This window comes from Paraburkholderia piptadeniae, from assembly GCF_900007165.1.
Classification (GTDB): Bacteria; Pseudomonadota; Gammaproteobacteria; order Burkholderiales; family Burkholderiaceae; genus Paraburkholderia; species Paraburkholderia piptadeniae.
This window is the reverse complement of record NZ_CYGY02000152.1, coordinates 1-16,846: the sequence shown is the minus strand read 5'-3', so window position 1 is coordinate 16,846 and position 16,846 is coordinate 1. Positions and strand designations below refer to the sequence as shown.

The window sequence follows — 16,846 nt, the reverse complement described above, 5'->3', positions numbered from 1 at the left end:
CGGTAGTTACGGGTCATAGATGTGTCCTCGTTGCGAATGGGTGGGAATGGATCGGGTTCGATCAGGTGATATGAGCGAGAGCGCTTAGTCTATTCGATTCGCCATTTGCGCACTGCCGCAAAAAGCGTGTAACCGGTGGCTTCAATGCGTCCTATCATGGTAGTGACAGTATTCATCAGCGCAGGAGCACGCCATGCCCTCCAAGCCGTCCTCTGAGCCGACTGACAAGCCTCTCGACCCCGCGCAATCCCCAACGGGCACGAAGCCCCCAACCGGCACGAAGCGCAAAGCGGCCGCGCACGCTCCGGCGAAAACCGCAAACGACGATCGAGTCGATGCCGACGCAGCAGAGCCCGAGCCGCACGAGCATCTTCCGAGCCGAAGCGACGACAATTGATCCGGCCGCAAGCGTCGGTGCGCCCGTAACGAGGCATGTTGCAAGCCGTGTAGAGCATCGAGCGCATGCCGGGAATCGACGAACGGTTGCTGATCGATCGGCGCATCTTCCGGTTCGAACCCGATGGGAGCAGATCATGCAGAACGTACTCGTAGGCTATGACGGGTCGCCGTCCGCGCGACATGCCGTCACTTTCGCGGTCGACCTCGCGAAGCGCTTCGACGCGCGGTTGCACGTTCTCGTCGTGGCACGCGCGCCCGACTGGGGTGCGATAGAGCTGGAAAGAAAAGAAATGATCGACTACGAGCTGCGCCATGCCAACGAAGTGCTCGACGACATCAAGGCGAAGCTCGCGTCCTCCGGCGACCAGGCCGAGTTCGATCTCGTCGTCGGGCAGCCGGCGAAGGAGATCGTGCTCTACGCGGAGCAGCACGGTATCGATCATCTTGTCGTCGGACATCGCGGACACACGCCGTTCGACCGCTGGCTGATCGGCTCCGTCGCGCGCCAGGTGCTTGCCTACGCGCCGTGTGCCGTGACGATCGTGCGCGATCCGGCGTCGGTGAAGAAGCGTCGTGCAAAGAGCGAACAACGTTCGTCGGAGGACGCCTCCTTCTTCTGAACGCAACACCCACACCGCAATACCCGGCTTTTCGCCGCGTGTTTACGTCTGGTCAGCGGACGGGCGTCGAAGCGTCATATCCATTCCCGCTTGAATGGGTCACAACATGATATAAAATGAAATGAAGCCTTCGAGCGGCTGTCGAGTGAGCGGGGACTTTGCTGTCGGTGCGGACCGGAATAGTCCGCACGGCAAGATCCAACTACCTCCATGGAGAAGAGAGCAGTCTCCGCATCAGGGCAACCGCTGCGAAGGCCCTGCTTTTTCTACAGGGGAGTTGCCTTGCTCGTTACCTTCCAGTCACCAGCGACACCGGATGTCGTCATGCTTCGCGACCTCGCGCAGTATCTGCTCGGGTTAATCGGCAAGCGTCTCGACCGTCAGGGCGTGATCGTGCATGACGATTTGCCGGAAGCGATCCGGCGTCTCGAAGCTGCAATCGAAGACGATGCTCAGTCCGACACGGTCTACGAAACGCCGGCATCCCATGCCGATCATCAGAAGTCGGGTCTTTCACAGCGCGCATGGCCGTTTCTTGACATGCTGCGCGAAGCAAAGCGGCAGGACGCCGATATTCTGTGGGGCTTGTAGCGCCTGTCGCGCCCCGTGACGATTTACGGCGTACTATCCGGCGAAACCTCGAAGAGAATCCCGCAACCGACGCGATCCAGCAGTTGTGCATGCCGCTCGCCCGTCCACCAGCGCGCGAAAGGTCCGAGGTGATGATGTCCGATCACGATGAGATCGGCGCGAAGTTTGTCGGCCATCGTCGCAATGCGATCAACGGGGTCGCCCACGCAGAAATGTCCCGTCGCGTTCACGCCGCACGCCGATAACCGCTCGATACCGTCGCTCAAGACGTTGCGTGCCGCCTGCTCGTCGATTTCGAAGGCCATCGAAGAAAGAACGTCGTACCCGCTCGACCACCACGACGAATCCACGACCGAAAGCAGATGCGTTTCTGCTCCGAGCTGATGCGCAAGCGCCGCTCCACTGCGAAGCGCGCGGCGTCCTTCGGGCGTTCCGTCGTAGCAAAGCAGAATGCGTTTGAACGGGATCACTTTGACACTCCCTCACTCGCGGGCCATTCGAAAGTCACTTCGATACCCATGACGTTGTCTTTCTTCGGCGTGAGACAACCTCGTCCGCTGTTTCGATTATATGTCACGTTATGATGTAAGTGGGTGCTGGGCACCTGTACACAAGCGATGCGCTTTAGGGGTTCGATCGTGGGGGGCGTGTAGAAATGCCCAGGCGACAACCCAGGGTAACTACCGACAAGACTGTTTAAAAATTGTCAAATGATGTGTTTAGAATGTCGGTTCTAATGGTGCTTCGCACAAGCAACTGCTTAATTACGAACACTCATGTGAATCGCATAACGCAGCGCGGCCCCGCTGTGCATGCGGTATCTAAGGACTTAGTAATACTAATGGAGTCTCGTCAATGAGCATTCGGAATTCCGAAGGTGTCATTTCGGCGTGGGAGTCGGGAATCTCGGCTCTCAACGCTTGGGCCAATCCCGTCGTTCAGGAACTGCAATCGATCGCTGAACTCAATCTGCGCACGGTCAGCGCCGCGAACGACGCGGCACTGAAAGGCCTGGGCACGATCGGCAATACTCGCACCACGATTCAATCGAACACGGCGAGCGAACTGGTAAGACTATTTGCTGACTACAGCACTGAGCTGGGCAGCATCGTTTCGCGCCTGAATGAAAGGCTGCAGGACGTTGCGCATGCGCAGGCTGAAAAGAATGAAGTTCTCGCGCGATCCGTCATGGAAATGTTTCAGTGCCGTGCCAATGCGGCCTCGGCGCCGCTGACGTCGGTATTCCAGACGATGTTGTCCGCCGTTCCGAATATCGAAGCGGCTGCACGGCAGGAAACCGAACAGGCGATCGCGGCCGCGCGCGCCGACAGTCCCGCGCCTACCGTCCGTGCTCGCAAGGCGGTTGTCGATTAATACTACGAATCCCGGCATTGCCTTGCGCAATGTACGCTGTGTCGCCTGCATGACACACGAACCATGTATTGCGTATTCACGCAGTGCAGTTTGATTGCGAATTACCAGAAGCAGGTATCAGAAGCAGGTCAGCGAGCCGGAAACGACTCGACGGGCCCTGTCGAATCAACCGATGCGCGCGGCTCACGCCGCAGCAACCACCGACACGCGACGTCGCAATGAATAGCGAAACGCGCAGGCCAACGCAAAGCGAACGGCCGGAATAAAAGGATCAGTCGGGGAGACCAGTCAACGGCTGCAAATGCGAACCAGTCTTTGACGATCGGGAAGTTTCGCAATGAATGTCTGATAGGTGCAAAGGATGACTAATCGAATTGCTTTGGTAACGGGCGGTATGGGCGGTCTTGGCGAGGCCATCAGTATTCGCCTGCACGACGCCGGCTATCGCGTGATCGTTACGTATTCGCCGACCAACAAGGGTGCGGACGAGTGGCTTGCTGCAATGGAAAAGGCTGGCCGCGCATTCTATGCCGTTCCCGTCGATGTCGCCGACTATGACTCGTGCCATGAGTGCGTGGCGAAGATCACGGCAGAGATCGGTCCCGTCGACATCCTCGTGAACAATGCCGGCATTACGCGCGACATGACGCTGCGCAAGCTCGACAAAGTGAACTGGGATGCCGTCATGCGCACGAATCTCGATTCCGTCTTCAACATGACGAAGCCGCTGTGCGAAATGATGGTGGAGCGCGGCTGGGGACGCGTGATCAACATTTCTTCGGTGAATGGCTCGAAGGGCTCGGTCGGGCAGACCAACTACGCAGCTGCGAAAGCGGGCATGCACGGCTTCACGAAGTCGCTGGCGCTCGAAGTGGCGCGCAAGGGCGTGACCGTCAACACGATTTCGCCCGGCTATCTCGCGACGAAGATGGTCACAGCCATTCCGCAGGAAGTCCTCGATACGAAGATCCTGCCGCAGATTCCGGCTGGCCGTCTCGGCAAGCCGGAGGAAGTGGCCGCGCTCGTCGCGTTCCTCTGCTCGGACGACGCGGGATTCATCACGGGTGCAAATCTGGCCATGAATGGCGGCCAGCATATGAACTGAGCGAAAGAAGACGATTAGAGCAAAGGCCCCGGCTAAAGCGAAGAAAGCGGACCGAGGGCCTATCAAGAAGGAAGAAGTGGTGGAGACAAAACAACAGCTGTATCAATGCCGGTGCACGAATCGCGTCGTCGTCGTGAACCGGACTTTCGGGCCGCGGACACCCGCAGATCGCAATGCGGGCCGATACCGCGAACTCGTATTCGAGCAGTGCACCAACGCCGCTAACTGTCCAAAGTCGGGTCAATGCCCGCTTTGATCGTGCGGCGAAGCACTGCAAGAGTGTTTGCTACAGGGGATAGCAATGAACGAAACATGGATTGCAATCGCGCTAGGCGCGTCCGTGCTGCTGTTTGCGTTGCTGTCGATGGTGCAGCACTACCGTCGTGAGCGATTGCGAGCGGAATTACTGAAGAATCTCGATCATCATAGCTGGTGTCGCTTTTCGCGCGTGCGGAGGTAAATCGGTTCTCTGTTCTGATTTGCCGGGTACTTCAATCGCATTCATGCGATGACGAGAAAATCATGAATGGCTGCGAAATGCCGACGCAAATCAAAGCCAGATTCCGGACTCGATAATCTGATTTCGATTCTCAACCCTAGGGCAAAACGAAAGCCGCGCTTCATCGTGAGGTCGCATTGAACGTGCACATTACCGCTGCCGTAACGATTGGTAATCTGGACTGGACATCACGCGAGGTGAACAATGAATCGTCTCTTCAGATGGGTTGGAGCGGGTGCCTTATTGGGTTCGGTGATCTTGCCGGCAGCGGCCGCGCAGGCGGACGACGCGCAAGCTCATGATCAAGGGAACCAGAGCAATGCAATCAAGCATGTGCTGCTGATCAGTGTCGATGGTTTGCATGAGCAGGACGTGGCGCGATGCATCGGTGCGAATACCTGCCCGAACCTCGCGCTGCTGGCGAAGTCGGGCGTGACTTATACGAATGCCTATACGCCAGGCTTGTCGGATTCGTTCCCGGGTCTCGCCGCGTTGGTCACGGGCGGATCGCCGAAGACGGCAGGGCTCTTCTATGACGTGTCCTACGACCGCACCTTGTACGCGCCTGCGGATACCGGATGCACGGGCAAGCAAGGCTGGAACGTCGTGTTCGATGAAACGACGGGTATCGATGCGCAAGGTGGCGGGGCGCTGATTCATCTCGACGGCGGCGGCGCTTTCAATCCCGATGCGATTCCGCACGCGAAGGTCGGCAACAAGTGCGTGCCCGTTTATCCGCATGACTACATCAAGACGAATACGATTTTCGAAGTCGTGAAGCAGCACGTGCGCGACTCGCGCACTGCATGGGCCGACAAGCACGCGTGGGGTTATGACTGGCTGAATGGACCCTCCGGCCGCGGCGTAGACGATCTTTCCCGCACTGAAATCAATTCGATCAATCCGGCAACGGGCAACGACTATACCGATGCCTATAAGAATACGGAGATCTTCGATAACTTCCACGTCAATTCGATCATCAACGAAATAGACGGCAAGGATTCGACGGGAAAACGCGATGCACCCGTGCCCACTTTGTTCGGCACGAACTTCCAGACGTTGAGCATTGCGCAAAAGGCGACGGTCGCATCGGGCGGCGGTTATCTCGATGCGAGCTTTACGCCTAGTCCGCAGGTGACGGCGGCAATCGCCTACGTGGACGATGCGCTCGGCAAGATGGTCGCGGAGTTGAAGGCGCGCAATCTCGCGAGCTCGACGATGATGATCGTGACGGCGAAGCACGGGCAGTCGCCGACCGATCATACGAAGCTCGTCAAGAACGGCGACACGGTGACGGCGCTGCTCGAAGCGAACAACTATCTCGATCCGAACGGCAACTTCGGTCAGAACAACAACGCCAAGGCGCTGAATGACGGAACGGGTCTAGTCGGAACGGGCCTCGTGCAGACCGATGACGTGGGGCTCATCTGGTTGCGCGATCAGAGCCAGTTGCAGGCCGCTGTCGCGACGCTCAAGGCGAACCTGAGCTGCAACGCGCCGGGTATCTGCGCTGACGGCCCGCAGGCGTACATCCTGTCGGGGCCGCGCCTCGCGTCGATGTTCGGTGATCCGTCGAATGGCCGGACGCCTGACATCATCGTGCAGCCGAATCCGGGCGTGATCTACACGTCGAGCCAGAAGAAGGACGAAGAGCACGGCGGCAATGCACCGGATGACAGCCACCTCGGACTGGTCGTGTCGTTCCCGGATGGTCACTTTCACGGCGAGCGCATCGGACGCCGTGTGACGACAACGCAGGTCGCGCCGACCATTCTTCGCGCACTGGGACTGAACCCGAACGAACTGCACTCCGTCAAGGTGGAAGGCACGCCGGTTTTGCCCGGACTCGATGCCAACAACTGATCATCGTCGATAGCCCGGTTGACGTGCGGCGTCTGTTTGATTTTTCTGCCGCACGTCTTTTTCTTTTCAGCGGGTGATTGTGTCCGCTGCACGTTGAGGCGACCCTCGCGGGGTCGCCTCGATGATCACTTCGTCGAGAACACCGAGATACCGCCATTCGGGAATGCCGCGGCGCCAGGCTGATAAGGCACATAGACCTGACCGAGGTTGCTATCCACTGCAACCGAATGCGCGCCTGTTCCCACTGCGACCGTGAAGAGCAACTTGCGCGTCGCGCCGTCGATTACACCCATCTGCGGATTGAAGCCCGATGACGTAGCCGTGCCGCTTGTCACGTAGTGACGTGCAGGCAGGAAATAGCGATTCGACGCAGGATCGTACGTCACCTGATCGACGCCGCCAAATGGAATCGATGCGAGTTGAGCGCCCGTGTTGCGATCGAGTATCAGCGTGATCAACGGATTGCCCGCAGACGGATCGCAACCGACCAGCACGTCGCTATTAGGGCCAAGTGCAATGCCCGAAGGGCCGCATTTGCCGAGCGGGAAGGCCTTGCTGACGACCGGCGTACCCGATGTGACGGAACTCGCGGTAATGACGTCGAGTTCGCCGTCGGGGTTGGCCGCTGTTCCATCGTTATTGATCAGGAAGTTCTTTGAAGCCGGATCGTACGTGCACGCCTCGAGTCCAGAAGAACCGTTGAAGACTAGTTTCGACACGACGGCTTGCGTCGTCGTCGAGATGAAGGTCACGTACGGCGGGGACTCGCCTGGACTCGCGAACATCACGAGATGGTCGTCGGGATCGTAGCAGCCTTCGTCGACGCGCGAGCCCGTAGTGCTGATGGCGATCGTCTTGACCGTTTTCATCGCGGACGTATCGACGATCTTCACGGAATCCACGTCGCCGACATACAGCGTATTCGTTCCCGTGATACCGACGATGCCGTCCGGCCCCGACGCATCGGTCGTCGCACCCACGCCGGTGAAGCCGCCTTGAATCTGCGCGATCAATGCGTTCGATTTGGTATCGACGACATCGACGGATTTGTTGTTGCGGTCGGCCAGATAGTATTTGCCCGCTTCCACATAGCCGATGTCGAAGCTGAACGGCGGGCTCGATGAGTTGGGCACGGCAATGTTGGTCAGCAGCTTCGACGGGGTGGGTGTCGCTGCCGTCGGCGTCGGGTTGGAGTTGTCTCCTCCTCCGCATCCGGCGATCACGGCCGTTGCAACGAGCAGAAGGGCCAATAGCGGTTTTTTCATCAGTGGGCTCCATTGAGTAGCGGAAAACGCAGGTCAACGCCTGAGTGCTTCAGAAAATCTGCCGGAGCGCCTCGATGGTTCATTGCACACGCGGGCTCACGTCATCTATGTCTTTGAAGCGGCTGAATTGCCGTGCTTCGATCTGGACGTAAGGATGCGGAACGCGCGGTGATAATGCATCGAAAATAAATTGATGGTTTCCATATGGAAGTGTGAATGAATGTATGGATGCCGAAACATATAAAAGCAGCAAGAGGAATCGATTTAGTAAGTTTCTAATAGGAAATGCAAAATTTGAAAACGATTTTGAGAAGCAATGCGCGATTGGGGCTATTGGAACGCTGCTGCGTTGCCGCATTCATTCTTATTGAAGCGCGTGCGGACCATTAACGATCCGCGATCGGTTCGTTGGTGTCGAATTGATGCGATGGCACATGGAATCGTCGGCACCCGGACGATCGGGGTAGCCACATCAGCCAGTCGCGCCGCGCTGTAAGCCGTGGTTGTCGAACCGAAAGCGCCGCTGATGGCAGGCGAGGCGTCGAACCGCGAGGGAAGCATGCGACGCCAGGGAAAACGCCTGGCGCAGCATTTATTCATCGAATGGATAAGAGCGCATTAATCGGAAAGAACTGCTACGTTTAATGAAATAAATGAATGGTTCATGCAACGGTTGCAGTGCAATTAGCCCGAGTCTTAATGTGTGGAAGACGGAGTTTCTTAAGCTTAATCTAAGCTTGAGAGAATAAAATTACGGATTAAAGACTCCGGGATATTCCCTCGTAGATTCCGGAGCCTTCTTGCCGGCGCTATCAGGGCCGGCTTTTTTGTCGATGTTCTTCCGCGTGTGCGACACATCGAGTGCCGACAGCGCCAGCATAGAGCGCACCTCTCTCACTGCTCATTTCCCGCCTTCCCAAATCCATTTCCGCCGGACATTCAGATCATTGCGCATCGGTGAATCGCATGGGCCGAAGGTTCTTGCGCGCAATGTGCGCGATGCTCGTTCTTTGGTACGCTTTGCCATCGCGGATGCCTGAGTTTCCCAAGGCAAACGGGAACATATGCCTCCGCAGGCAACGCCACCCATACAGGAGATCCCTCGATGTCCGCTTTTGATTCGAAAGTACCGCGCGTTCTTCTGACCAATGACGTCGGCATCGATGCCCCGGGTCTCGCCGTACTCGAAGCTGTCGCTGCCGAACTCGCCGATGAAGTGTGGGTCGTCGCGCCTGAGCACGATCAGAGCGGCACTTCGCACTCGATCAGCCTCCATTCGCCGCTGCGCGTGAGCCGCCAGGGCGAACGCCGCTTCGGCGTCGTCGGCACGCCCGGCGATTGCGTCGTAATGGCCGTGCGTCATCTGATGGCCGAAGCGCCGCCGACGCTCGTGCTGTCCGGCATCAATCGCGGCGGCAATCTTGGCGTCGAGACGATGTTCTCGGGCACCGTCGGCGCGGCGATGACGGGACTGCTGCTCGGACTGCCGTCGATCGCGCTGAGCCAGACGTTCACGGACCGCGAGAGCGTGCGCTGGGACACGGCTCGTGCGCTCGCGCCCGGCGCGATCCGCCAGTTGCTCGCGATCGAGCACGACGCGCCCGTGTGCCTGAACGTCAATTTCCCCGATGTCGATGCGTCGGCCCGGCGGGCCGCTGACGCCGACGCGACAAGGCGTGGGACTGGTCAAGGATATCGAAGTGCTGCCGCAGGTCGATCCGCGCGGCCTCGAATATCACTGGCTGCGTTTCCAGCGCGGCCCGCGCGACAACGCGCCCGATAGCGAAACGGTTGTGGTCGCATCGGGGCGCGTATCGGTAACGCCGCTGTATTTCGATCGCACCGACGAGAACACTTACGCGAAGCTGGCGGCGTCATTGAGTACATGAGTTGAACAGGCAACGCGTGTTTAACAACTCCGCACGCACCCGTTCAAATCAATTCCATCCAGGCGCGAGCAATTTTGCAGTGGCACTCGTAGTCTCGCGACCACTCGCCCGCCGCGCGCATGGCGAAACTACGAAGGCGGTTGCGTTCGCATGCCTGAGCTGAAGCATTGCGCTGCGCAACCGCTTTCGATCATCAACCGCGCCGATGCTTCGAGAGCGTGACGGTCTCGAAGAGTTCATACGTCTGCGTCGGCGACTTGTCGGCGCCCGGCGCGTGGTAGTAGTTCATCGTGATCGTCGTGTTGCCGCCATGCTGGCCCGGATCGTAGTCGAACACGGCGATGCCGTAGCCCGTGCCCGTGTCGCGCTGCGCGGACCAGATCGCATCTTCGAGTGCGTCGGCGTTCGCGCGCGTGAAGGTGCCCGCCGTCGTGCCCGGTATCGGCCGGTTGGGCTTCGTGAACACCTTCGCTTGCGGATTGCCGTTACCGGTATCGACACCATACACATCGAGCGGCGCGCTCGTGCCGCCGCCGCCGAGAATCAGATGGATCGTCCCGTGGCTCGTGTCGAACGTATTGCCGCTGCTCGCATGCGGATGGACAGCCGGCTTCGGTTGCAACGTATCGACTTTCTCGCCCGTCGTCGCGTCGATGCTCGCGTGGTGGTTGCAGCCGCGCACCGGGTAGCTGCGCTCGTAGTCGTGGTCGTGGCCGCATAGCACGAGGTCGACGCCATAGCGGTCGAAGAGCGGCAGCCACGCTTCGCGGATGCCTTTGTCCGAGCCGTTGCCCGTGCTCGACGAACTCAGCGCGTCCTGGTGCATCTGCACGATGATCCAGTCGATGTCGTCATCGTCGGCGGCGTGGCGCAGTGTCTTTTCGAGCCAGCGCGTCTGCTCTCCGTTGCTGTAGCCGCGAATATAGAACGACGTGCCAGGCTGGATGGCGGGGTTGCCCGTGCTCGCGGCGGGCACGAGCGGGCTCGGTCCGGCGACGAACGCAGCGCCGTCCTGATAGATCACATCGTCCGCATCGAGCGAGATGAACAGCACCGAACTGACGCGGAAACTGTACCAGCGGCCCGGAAAACGCGTGCCGTTGGCCGGCAGCGTGTAGCGCGTCAGATACGAATCGAAGCCTTGCGCGCCGTTGTGGAATTCGACTTCATGATTGCCGGGGCACGGCATCCACGGACGATTGGCCGCCGACGTCTGCGCGTTGTTGCCGAAGTCGCGCCACACTTCCGGCTGCTGCGTCGGGTTCAGGTTCGCGTAGCACAGGTCGCCATTCAGCAGATGAAAGAGCGGCTGGAATCGCTCGACAGCCTGCACGGCGAAGCGGCTTTGCGGCGAAGACAGGACCCAGCCCGTGTTGGGCGTCGCGAGATCACCGTAGCTCGTGAAGCGGAACGGCGCGCGGCCGCGCGGCGCCGTCGTGAAGGTCGCGGAAAAGGGCGTGCCCGAGTTGCTGTCGTTATCCGCGGTTACTTCGTATTGGTATGTCGTCGCGGCATGAAGACCATGCAGACGCGTGTGATACGTGAACACCACTTCGCCGTTTAGCCCGTCCGTGTACGTGCGCTGAACCGCGTGCACTGTCTCCTTCTTTTCGCCCGATGCGCCGAAGCGCACGCGCGGATTCGCAGCCGCCGCCGTTGATGCCCACGAGACCACGACTTCATTCGTGGGGTCTTCGCCCCAGGTCAGATGGATCTGTTCCGGCGTGCCGTCGGGTGTCGACGGAGCGGCTTTGGCGGGGCCTGCGAACGTGCCCGCTGCCGTCGCGAATCCGGATGCGCCCGCGAGCTTCAGAAAGCCGCGGCGCGAAAACGTGGTTGATGGGTTGGCGGCCTGCTCGGCCGGCGATGCATCGTCATCGGGGGTGTTCTTGTTCGACATGTCGTTTGTTCTCGCGGTGGAAGGCAGACGACGCAGAAAACGCAGTGGGGCGGGCGCGTCGGCGCGGGTAGGGAACGGGGAATGCAGTGTGATTCCGGGCAACACGATATTCCGAACTGTGTTACCTCGCTGTGACAACGTTTGCGTCGCGCATGCCGTCGTTTATCAGCGGAATCCACACGCGTATGCGTAGCCGCGATGATGTGATAGACGATCAGGCTCGCGTTGTTTTCATGCTGTCATGCAGCGCGACGGGATCGACGAAGTGTTGTATCGGCGCACGCCCGTTACAGTTCGCCCCGTCTGCACGGTGCAGCACGAGCGGAATTCACGTTTGCTTACACACGTACACAGCTTCGCGATTGCCATTTGCATATAGTCGCTCCCGAGATCAGAAGCCAGGAGTGAACGATGAAAGCAACACTCGCATGGACGATGTTCGCGCGCTTGCGTCGAAGCGCACTTGCCGGGCGCATTTGATCATGGCCACTTCATACGAACATCTGCACGACGGGGACGTGGTCGTCAGCGTGGAGGAGCAACCGTCGTCGAAGGGCACGTGCGTGACCGTGCATCTGAACGGCAAGTCGATGTCCGCTGAGTTCAGCGAGCTGACGGGGCAATTGTGTCTGCGCGAAAACGGTCTGATGGTGCAGGAGTGGTTTCCGCCGCATTCGTGGTTTGCGATTGCGTCGGTGGCGGGCGCCAGTAGATGGGGCACGCAGCCTAGCGCGGAAGATCTGCATGCGCTTATTCGCAATGAAATGCTGGCGAGGCGGGTTGGCTAACTCAGGCGGGCTGGTTTGAGGGCGTATTGCGTGCGCCGGCTAGTGCATTAGCCCGGGCCCAACCACGCAAGCACCTGCTGCCAGCGCTCACCCGTCATCGCATCGAACCAGTCGTCGTGGTTCGCATCCGTCAATAGCATCAGATGAGCGCCCGGATGCGCACTCGCGAGCGCGCGGGCGTGCGCGACAGGGATCAGCGTGTCCTGCTGCGCGCCGATCACGACGACGGGGCTCGCATAATGCGTGAGCGCGGCGATCGAATCGAACGGATCGTGCAGCATCCAGCGCACGGGAAAGATCCATAGCCTCTGTGCTGCGACGCTTGCAAGCGTGTCCCACGGCGTGATGAGCACGACGCCCGCGACCGTCGATTCATTGCCTCGAATGACCTGCGCGGCCATCCCTGCGCCCAGCGATTCGCCCACCAGATAGACACGCCCATTCCATTGCTCGCGGGCAGCGGCCAGCGCGTCTCGCGATGCGTTCAACGCGGCCTTCATCGTGCGCGAGCCCTCGCGCTTGCCGTGACCCGGATACTCGACCAGCACCACGCGATAACCTGCACGCAAGAAAACTTCGGCGAGCGGCAGCTTGTTCTCCGCCGATTCCGCGTTGCCGTGATAGACGATGAACGTGCCGCGCGGCTTGCCGGCAACAGGCGTCGCGACATAGCCTGCATATTGGCCATTCGCGTGCCACGGCTCGACATCGCAGCCCGCGTGATGTCCCGTCGGCGGCTCGGTGTCATACAGCGTGGCAGGCAGCAGCATCCTGTCCTGCATGAAGTAGAGCGCGATCAACGCGATCACATACGCGACCAGCGCGAGTCGAATACAGAAAGCGAGCAGAGGCATGCGATGACTCGCGCGTCGAACGTCGCGAACGGATGCGGCGAACGCACCCACGCATCGACCATTACACGTCGAAGTACAAATAGAACTCCCACGGATGCGGCCGCAACCGGATGCTGTCGACCTCTCTCGCGCGCTTGTACGCGAGCCACGTGTCGATCAAGTCGTCGGTGAAGACATCGCCTTTGCGCAGGAACGCGTGATCCATTTCGAGCGCGGCGAGCGATGCATCGAGCGATCCCGGCACCTGCCGGACCTTGCGCGCCTCCTCGGGCGGCAGATCGTAGATGTTGCGATCGAGCGGCTCGCCGGGGTCCATCTTGTTCTCGATACCGTCGAGTCCCGCCATCATCATCGCGGCAAACGCGAGATAGGCATTCGCCGACGGATCGGGGCAGCGGAACTCGACACGCCGCGCATTCGGCGAATCCGAGTACATCGGAATGCGCGCCGCGGCCGAGCGGTTGCGTTGCGACATCGCGAGATTCACAGGCGCTTCGTAGCCCGGCACGAGCCGCTTGTACGAGTTCGTCGTCGGCGCGCAGAAGGCCATCAGCGCGGGCGCGTGCTGAAGCAGGCCGCCGATGTACCACCGGCACAATTCGGATGTGAGCGCCCAGCCTTGCGCATCGTAAAAGAGATTTTCGTTGTCGCGCCACAGGCTCTGATGGCAGTGCATGCCGCTCGCGTTGTCCGCGAAAAGCGGCTTGGGCATGAACGTCGCCACCTTGCCATAGCGGCGCGCCATGTTCTTGCAGATGTACTTGTAGATCATCACGTTGTCGGCCATGCGCGTGAGCGTCGCAAAGCGCATGTCGATTTCGTTCTGTCCCGCCGTCGCGACTTCATGATGATGCACCTCGACCTGCACGCCCACCTGTTGCAGTGTCAGCGCGATGTCGCTGCGGATGTCCTGCAGCGTGTCGTGCGGCGGCGTCGGGAAGTAGCCTTCCTTGTAGCGCGGCTTGTAGCCGAGATTGCCGCCGCCGTATGCACCCTCGTCGCGGCCCGTGGTCCAGTCGCCTTCCGCCGATTCGACGTAGTAGTACCCGCTATGCTGATCCTGGCCGAAGCGGATCGAATCGAAAATAAAGAACTCCAGTTCAGGGCCAAAGTAGCAGGTCGTCGCGATGCCCGTTTGCCGCAGATAGTTCTCGGCCTTCTTCGCGATGTAACGCGGATCACGCGAATAGGGCTGTCTGAGCACGGGGTCCACGACGTCGCAGATCACCGAAAGCGTGGGCGTGTCGCACATGGGGTCGACGAAGGCCGTCGACGGATCGGGCCGCAACAGCATGTCCGATTCGTGAATCTCCTGAAAGCCGCGAATCGAAGAACCGTCGAAGCCGATGCCGGCTTCGAACAGACCGTCGTGAACTTCGGGAAGCGTGATCGAGAAGTGCTGCCACAGTCCGGGCAGATCGGTGAACTTCAGGTCGACGATCTGCACTTCGTGCTGCCTGATCAGATCGATCACGGCGTCGGCGCTGTCGGGTCGAGTGACCCGATAGCTGCCTGCCTCGACCGACACGCCAACGGACGATCCTGACTTTTCTTTCTTGCTGGCCATGGGATGCTCCTTGTGCGGCGCCTGGCCGGTGATGCCGGCCCTCTGCTCAAGGGCCGAAGAAAACGGCTATGCGTGCGCCTGACGGTCCTGCTCGAGCGCTTTCAGGCGCGCGTCGCCCGCGTCTTTCGCGGCGGCGCGGGTCGTGTATTTCTCGTCGGAGACGAGCGTACGCTTCACCTCACGCGCAGTGAAATCGACGAGTGCGATGACCCAGACGTAGTCGCCAGCCTGTTCAGCCGTTTGTACGAAGGCGTGCATGTCGCCTTTTTCGTTCGCTTTCATTGTGACCTCCACAGAAGGTTCGAATGCAATCGATGGCGCAACCGGACGAGTGGGTCCGCCACGCGCCTTAATCGATTCTAGGCGATGAATTCGCGCTGTACGAATGCACGTAATCGCGTACGAAAAAGCGCGTCACAGGCTCCGGAGCCGCTCGTTTCAGGAAAATCGGCGGGCGTTACCCGTGGCGTCCCGGTCCGGTAATCTGGCTGATGTATGCTGCTGGTTTTTCAGGCGGATCGACAGCGAGAGGGGACACATGCGGCGAGTGGTATTCAATCAGAAAGGCGGTGTCGGCAAATCGACCATCGTGTGCAACCTGGCGGCCATCAGCGCCAGCGAGGGCCTGCGTACGCTCGTGATCGATCTGGATGCGCAAGGCAATTCGAGCCAGTATCTGCTCGGCGCGCGCGCGAACGAGGTGAGCCCGACAGTTGCCGGCTTCTTCGAAACCGCGTTGACGTTCAGCTTCAAACCAGTGGACGTGACGTCGTTCATTCATCCGACGCCGTTCGAGAATCTCGACATCATGCCCGCGCATCCCGATCTCGACACGCTGCACGGCAAGCTCGAATCGCGCTACAAGATCTACAAGCTGCGCGACGCGTTAAATGAGCTGGATATGTACGACGCGATTTACATCGACACGCCGCCCGCGTTGAATTTCTACACGCGCTCGGCGTTGATCGCCGTCGAGCGCTGCCTGATTCCATTCGACTGCGACGACTTTTCGCGCCGCGCACTTTATACGCTGCTCGACAATGTGAAGGAAATCCAGCAGGACCACAACGATGCGCTGCACGTCGAAGGGATCGTGATCAACCAGTTTCAGCCGCGCGCCAGCCTGCCGCAGCAACTCGTCGATGAACTCGTGAGCGAAGGGCTGCCGGTGCTGGGTTCGAGATTGTCTTCGTCGGTGAAGATCCGCGAATCGCATCAGCATGCAACGCCCGTGATCCATCTCGATCCGCGGCATAAGCTGGCGCAGGAATACCTCGCGTTGCATCGCGAACTGGCGGGCTGAACGGTTGCCATCGCGGTGTGAACGAGCGCACGCGCGCGGCAGTCGGCAGGCCGCGCGCATGCGTTCATGTCGATCCGGGATACGGTTCGATGATCGCGTGATTCAAACCGAAGGCCTTCAACCGTTTTAATGCTCGCTCTGAAACGACGAGGCGCGAATCATCGGCGATGCCTAAATCGTCCTTCCCGGCCACACCCGGCACACATAGCCAGAGGAATTCGGGCAATGCCTTGTCGGGATAAATTTCCTGAAACGAGTCGCTAACCGTTATTTCGACGGTGCGATACGCCATTCCACTCGCTCCCATTGCCTGCAACGCATCAGCCGCCTCGCGGGTGATGATCAGTGCCGGGAAGCTTTCCAATAGCGCGTCGCCGAGCCAATTGATAATTCGGTAGTGCAATTGCGTGACGTTCGGTGGATACACGCTTGAATCGAGAACGGTATGTTTTCCGAGGCCGCCAGCCACTTCGGGTTCGACAAAGTAAAACGCCATATGACATTCGAGATCGACTGATCGCTAGTTTGGCTCAATTTTGTTTATAGCATAACGGCGATCAGAATTATCCTCTCGATGCTAAAAGCCGCTGGAAGCGGTTGTAAATTGTTTCAATGTAATTTACGCATCGGGCATAAGAAGCTTTAACAAAATGATCTTTGGGGGCTGTTAACTTCCAACGATTGCCGTAATGGGATGGTCACCCCCTTCCGCGCAGCGAGGGTACGCTGCCGGTTATTTCCTCGGGAGATCACTGCCATGCAAAACGTCACGCTGATCGGGATTGATCTGGGCAAGCATGCATCTCACCTTCATGCTCAGCACAAGGCA

At 59.5% G+C, this 16,846-nt stretch carries 17 protein-coding genes and 1 pseudogene; 11 read left to right on the top strand and 7 right to left on the bottom strand.

All coding sequences use genetic code 11. The features are described 5' to 3' along the window. Window positions 1-193 precede the first annotated feature (193 nt). The 3 genes from BN2476_RS47865 to BN2476_RS43390 all read left to right on the top strand — a co-directional run bounded on the left by BN2476_RS47865 (window position 194) and on the right by BN2476_RS43390 (window position 1,610). On the top strand, window positions 194-397 hold the full coding sequence (locus tag BN2476_RS47865; protein ID WP_087740273.1) for a hypothetical protein: 204 nt from the start codon (window positions 194-196) through the stop codon (window positions 395-397). Window positions 398-533: 136 nt separating this feature from the next. Beyond that, on the top strand, window positions 534-1,019 hold the full coding sequence (locus tag BN2476_RS43395) for a universal stress protein (RefSeq protein ID WP_087740272.1): 486 nt from the start codon (window positions 534-536) through the stop codon (window positions 1,017-1,019). A 282-nt stretch (window positions 1,020-1,301) separates the two neighbouring features. Then, on the top strand, window positions 1,302-1,610 hold the full coding sequence (locus BN2476_RS43390) for a DUF1840 domain-containing protein (RefSeq protein ID WP_087740271.1): 309 nt from the start codon (window positions 1,302-1,304) through the stop codon (window positions 1,608-1,610). Between the two features lie 23 nt (window positions 1,611-1,633). Here BN2476_RS43390 and BN2476_RS43385 read toward each other — a convergent pair whose 3' ends face one another. Next, entirely contained in the window at window positions 1,634-2,080 is a 447-nt protein-coding gene (locus BN2476_RS43385; protein ID WP_087740270.1) for a universal stress protein, read from the bottom strand. Between the two features lie 385 nt (window positions 2,081-2,465). Here BN2476_RS43385 and BN2476_RS43380 point away from each other — a divergent pair, with 385 nt between their 5' ends. The 4 genes from BN2476_RS43380 (at window position 2,466) to BN2476_RS43370 (ending at window position 6,451) form a co-directional block, all read left to right on the top strand. Further along, window positions 2,466-2,984, top strand: a complete 519-nt coding sequence (locus tag BN2476_RS43380) for a phasin family protein (protein WP_087740269.1) — start codon at window positions 2,466-2,468, stop codon at window positions 2,982-2,984. Between the two features lie 361 nt (window positions 2,985-3,345). After that, the gene (gene phbB / locus BN2476_RS43375) at window positions 3,346-4,089 is read left to right on the top strand and encodes an acetoacetyl-CoA reductase (protein WP_087740268.1); all 744 of its coding nucleotides are present in this window, start codon (window positions 3,346-3,348) and stop codon (window positions 4,087-4,089) included. A 301-nt stretch (window positions 4,090-4,390) separates the two neighbouring features. Beyond that, window positions 4,391-4,549: a hypothetical protein gene (locus tag BN2476_RS47400; RefSeq protein WP_162849300.1), complete on the top strand. Its 159-nt coding sequence runs from the start codon at window positions 4,391-4,393 to the stop codon at window positions 4,547-4,549. 243 nt (window positions 4,550-4,792) lie between these two features. Next, entirely contained in the window at window positions 4,793-6,451 is a 1,659-nt protein-coding gene (locus BN2476_RS43370; RefSeq protein ID WP_087740267.1) for an alkaline phosphatase family protein, read from the top strand. Between the two features lie 125 nt (window positions 6,452-6,576). Here BN2476_RS43370 and BN2476_RS43365 read toward each other — a convergent pair whose 3' ends face one another. Next, complete coding sequence (locus BN2476_RS43365; RefSeq protein ID WP_087740266.1) at window positions 6,577-7,716, bottom strand: YncE family protein; 1,140 nt, start codon at window positions 7,714-7,716, stop codon at window positions 6,577-6,579. Window positions 7,717-8,516: 800 nt separating this feature from the next. On the opposite strand from BN2476_RS43365, the gene BN2476_RS46250 reads away from it, so the two are divergent. Beyond that, window positions 8,517-8,756 (top strand): hypothetical protein, encoded by a 240-nt coding sequence (locus BN2476_RS46250; RefSeq protein ID WP_143811227.1) that lies wholly within the window; start codon window positions 8,517-8,519, stop codon window positions 8,754-8,756. A 65-nt stretch (window positions 8,757-8,821) separates the two neighbouring features. Beyond that, window positions 8,822-9,605: pseudogene (surE, locus tag BN2476_RS43360) on the top strand (5'/3'-nucleotidase SurE). 193 nt (window positions 9,606-9,798) lie between these two features. Here the strand turns inward: surE and BN2476_RS43355 are convergent. Beyond that, the gene (locus BN2476_RS43355) at window positions 9,799-11,505 is read right to left on the bottom strand and encodes a purple acid phosphatase family protein (RefSeq protein WP_087740265.1); all 1,707 of its coding nucleotides are present in this window, start codon (window positions 11,503-11,505) and stop codon (window positions 9,799-9,801) included. A gap of 482 nt (window positions 11,506-11,987) precedes the next feature. On the opposite strand from BN2476_RS43355, the gene BN2476_RS43350 reads away from it, so the two are divergent. After that, entirely contained in the window at window positions 11,988-12,293 is a 306-nt protein-coding gene (locus tag BN2476_RS43350) for a hypothetical protein (RefSeq protein WP_087740275.1), read from the top strand. A 47-nt stretch (window positions 12,294-12,340) separates the two neighbouring features. On the opposite strand, the gene BN2476_RS43345 is transcribed toward BN2476_RS43350, so the two are convergent. The 3 genes from BN2476_RS43345 to BN2476_RS43335 form a co-directional block, all read right to left on the bottom strand. Then, complete coding sequence (locus tag BN2476_RS43345) at window positions 12,341-13,147, bottom strand: alpha/beta hydrolase (protein ID WP_087740274.1); 807 nt, start codon at window positions 13,145-13,147, stop codon at window positions 12,341-12,343. 61 nt (window positions 13,148-13,208) lie between these two features. Further along, window positions 13,209-14,714 carry a type I glutamate--ammonia ligase gene (gene glnA, locus BN2476_RS43340; RefSeq protein ID WP_087740264.1) on the bottom strand — a complete coding sequence of 502 codons (1,506 nt, stop codon included), beginning with the start codon at window positions 14,712-14,714 and terminating at the stop codon, window positions 13,209-13,211. A 66-nt stretch (window positions 14,715-14,780) separates the two neighbouring features. After that, window positions 14,781-14,996, bottom strand: coding sequence for a hypothetical protein (locus BN2476_RS43335; RefSeq protein WP_087740263.1), 216 nt, complete (start codon window positions 14,994-14,996; stop codon window positions 14,781-14,783). 256 nt (window positions 14,997-15,252) lie between these two features. On the opposite strand from BN2476_RS43335, the gene BN2476_RS43330 reads away from it, so the two are divergent. Beyond that, window positions 15,253-16,017, top strand: a complete 765-nt coding sequence (locus BN2476_RS43330) for a ParA family protein (protein ID WP_087740262.1) — start codon at window positions 15,253-15,255, stop codon at window positions 16,015-16,017. 64 nt (window positions 16,018-16,081) lie between these two features. Here the strand turns inward: BN2476_RS43330 and BN2476_RS43325 are convergent, their stop codons facing one another. Further along, window positions 16,082-16,513 carry a hypothetical protein gene (locus BN2476_RS43325; protein ID WP_087740261.1) on the bottom strand — a complete coding sequence of 144 codons (432 nt, stop codon included), beginning with the start codon at window positions 16,511-16,513 and terminating at the stop codon, window positions 16,082-16,084. Between the last annotated feature and the right edge of the window lie 333 nt (window positions 16,514-16,846).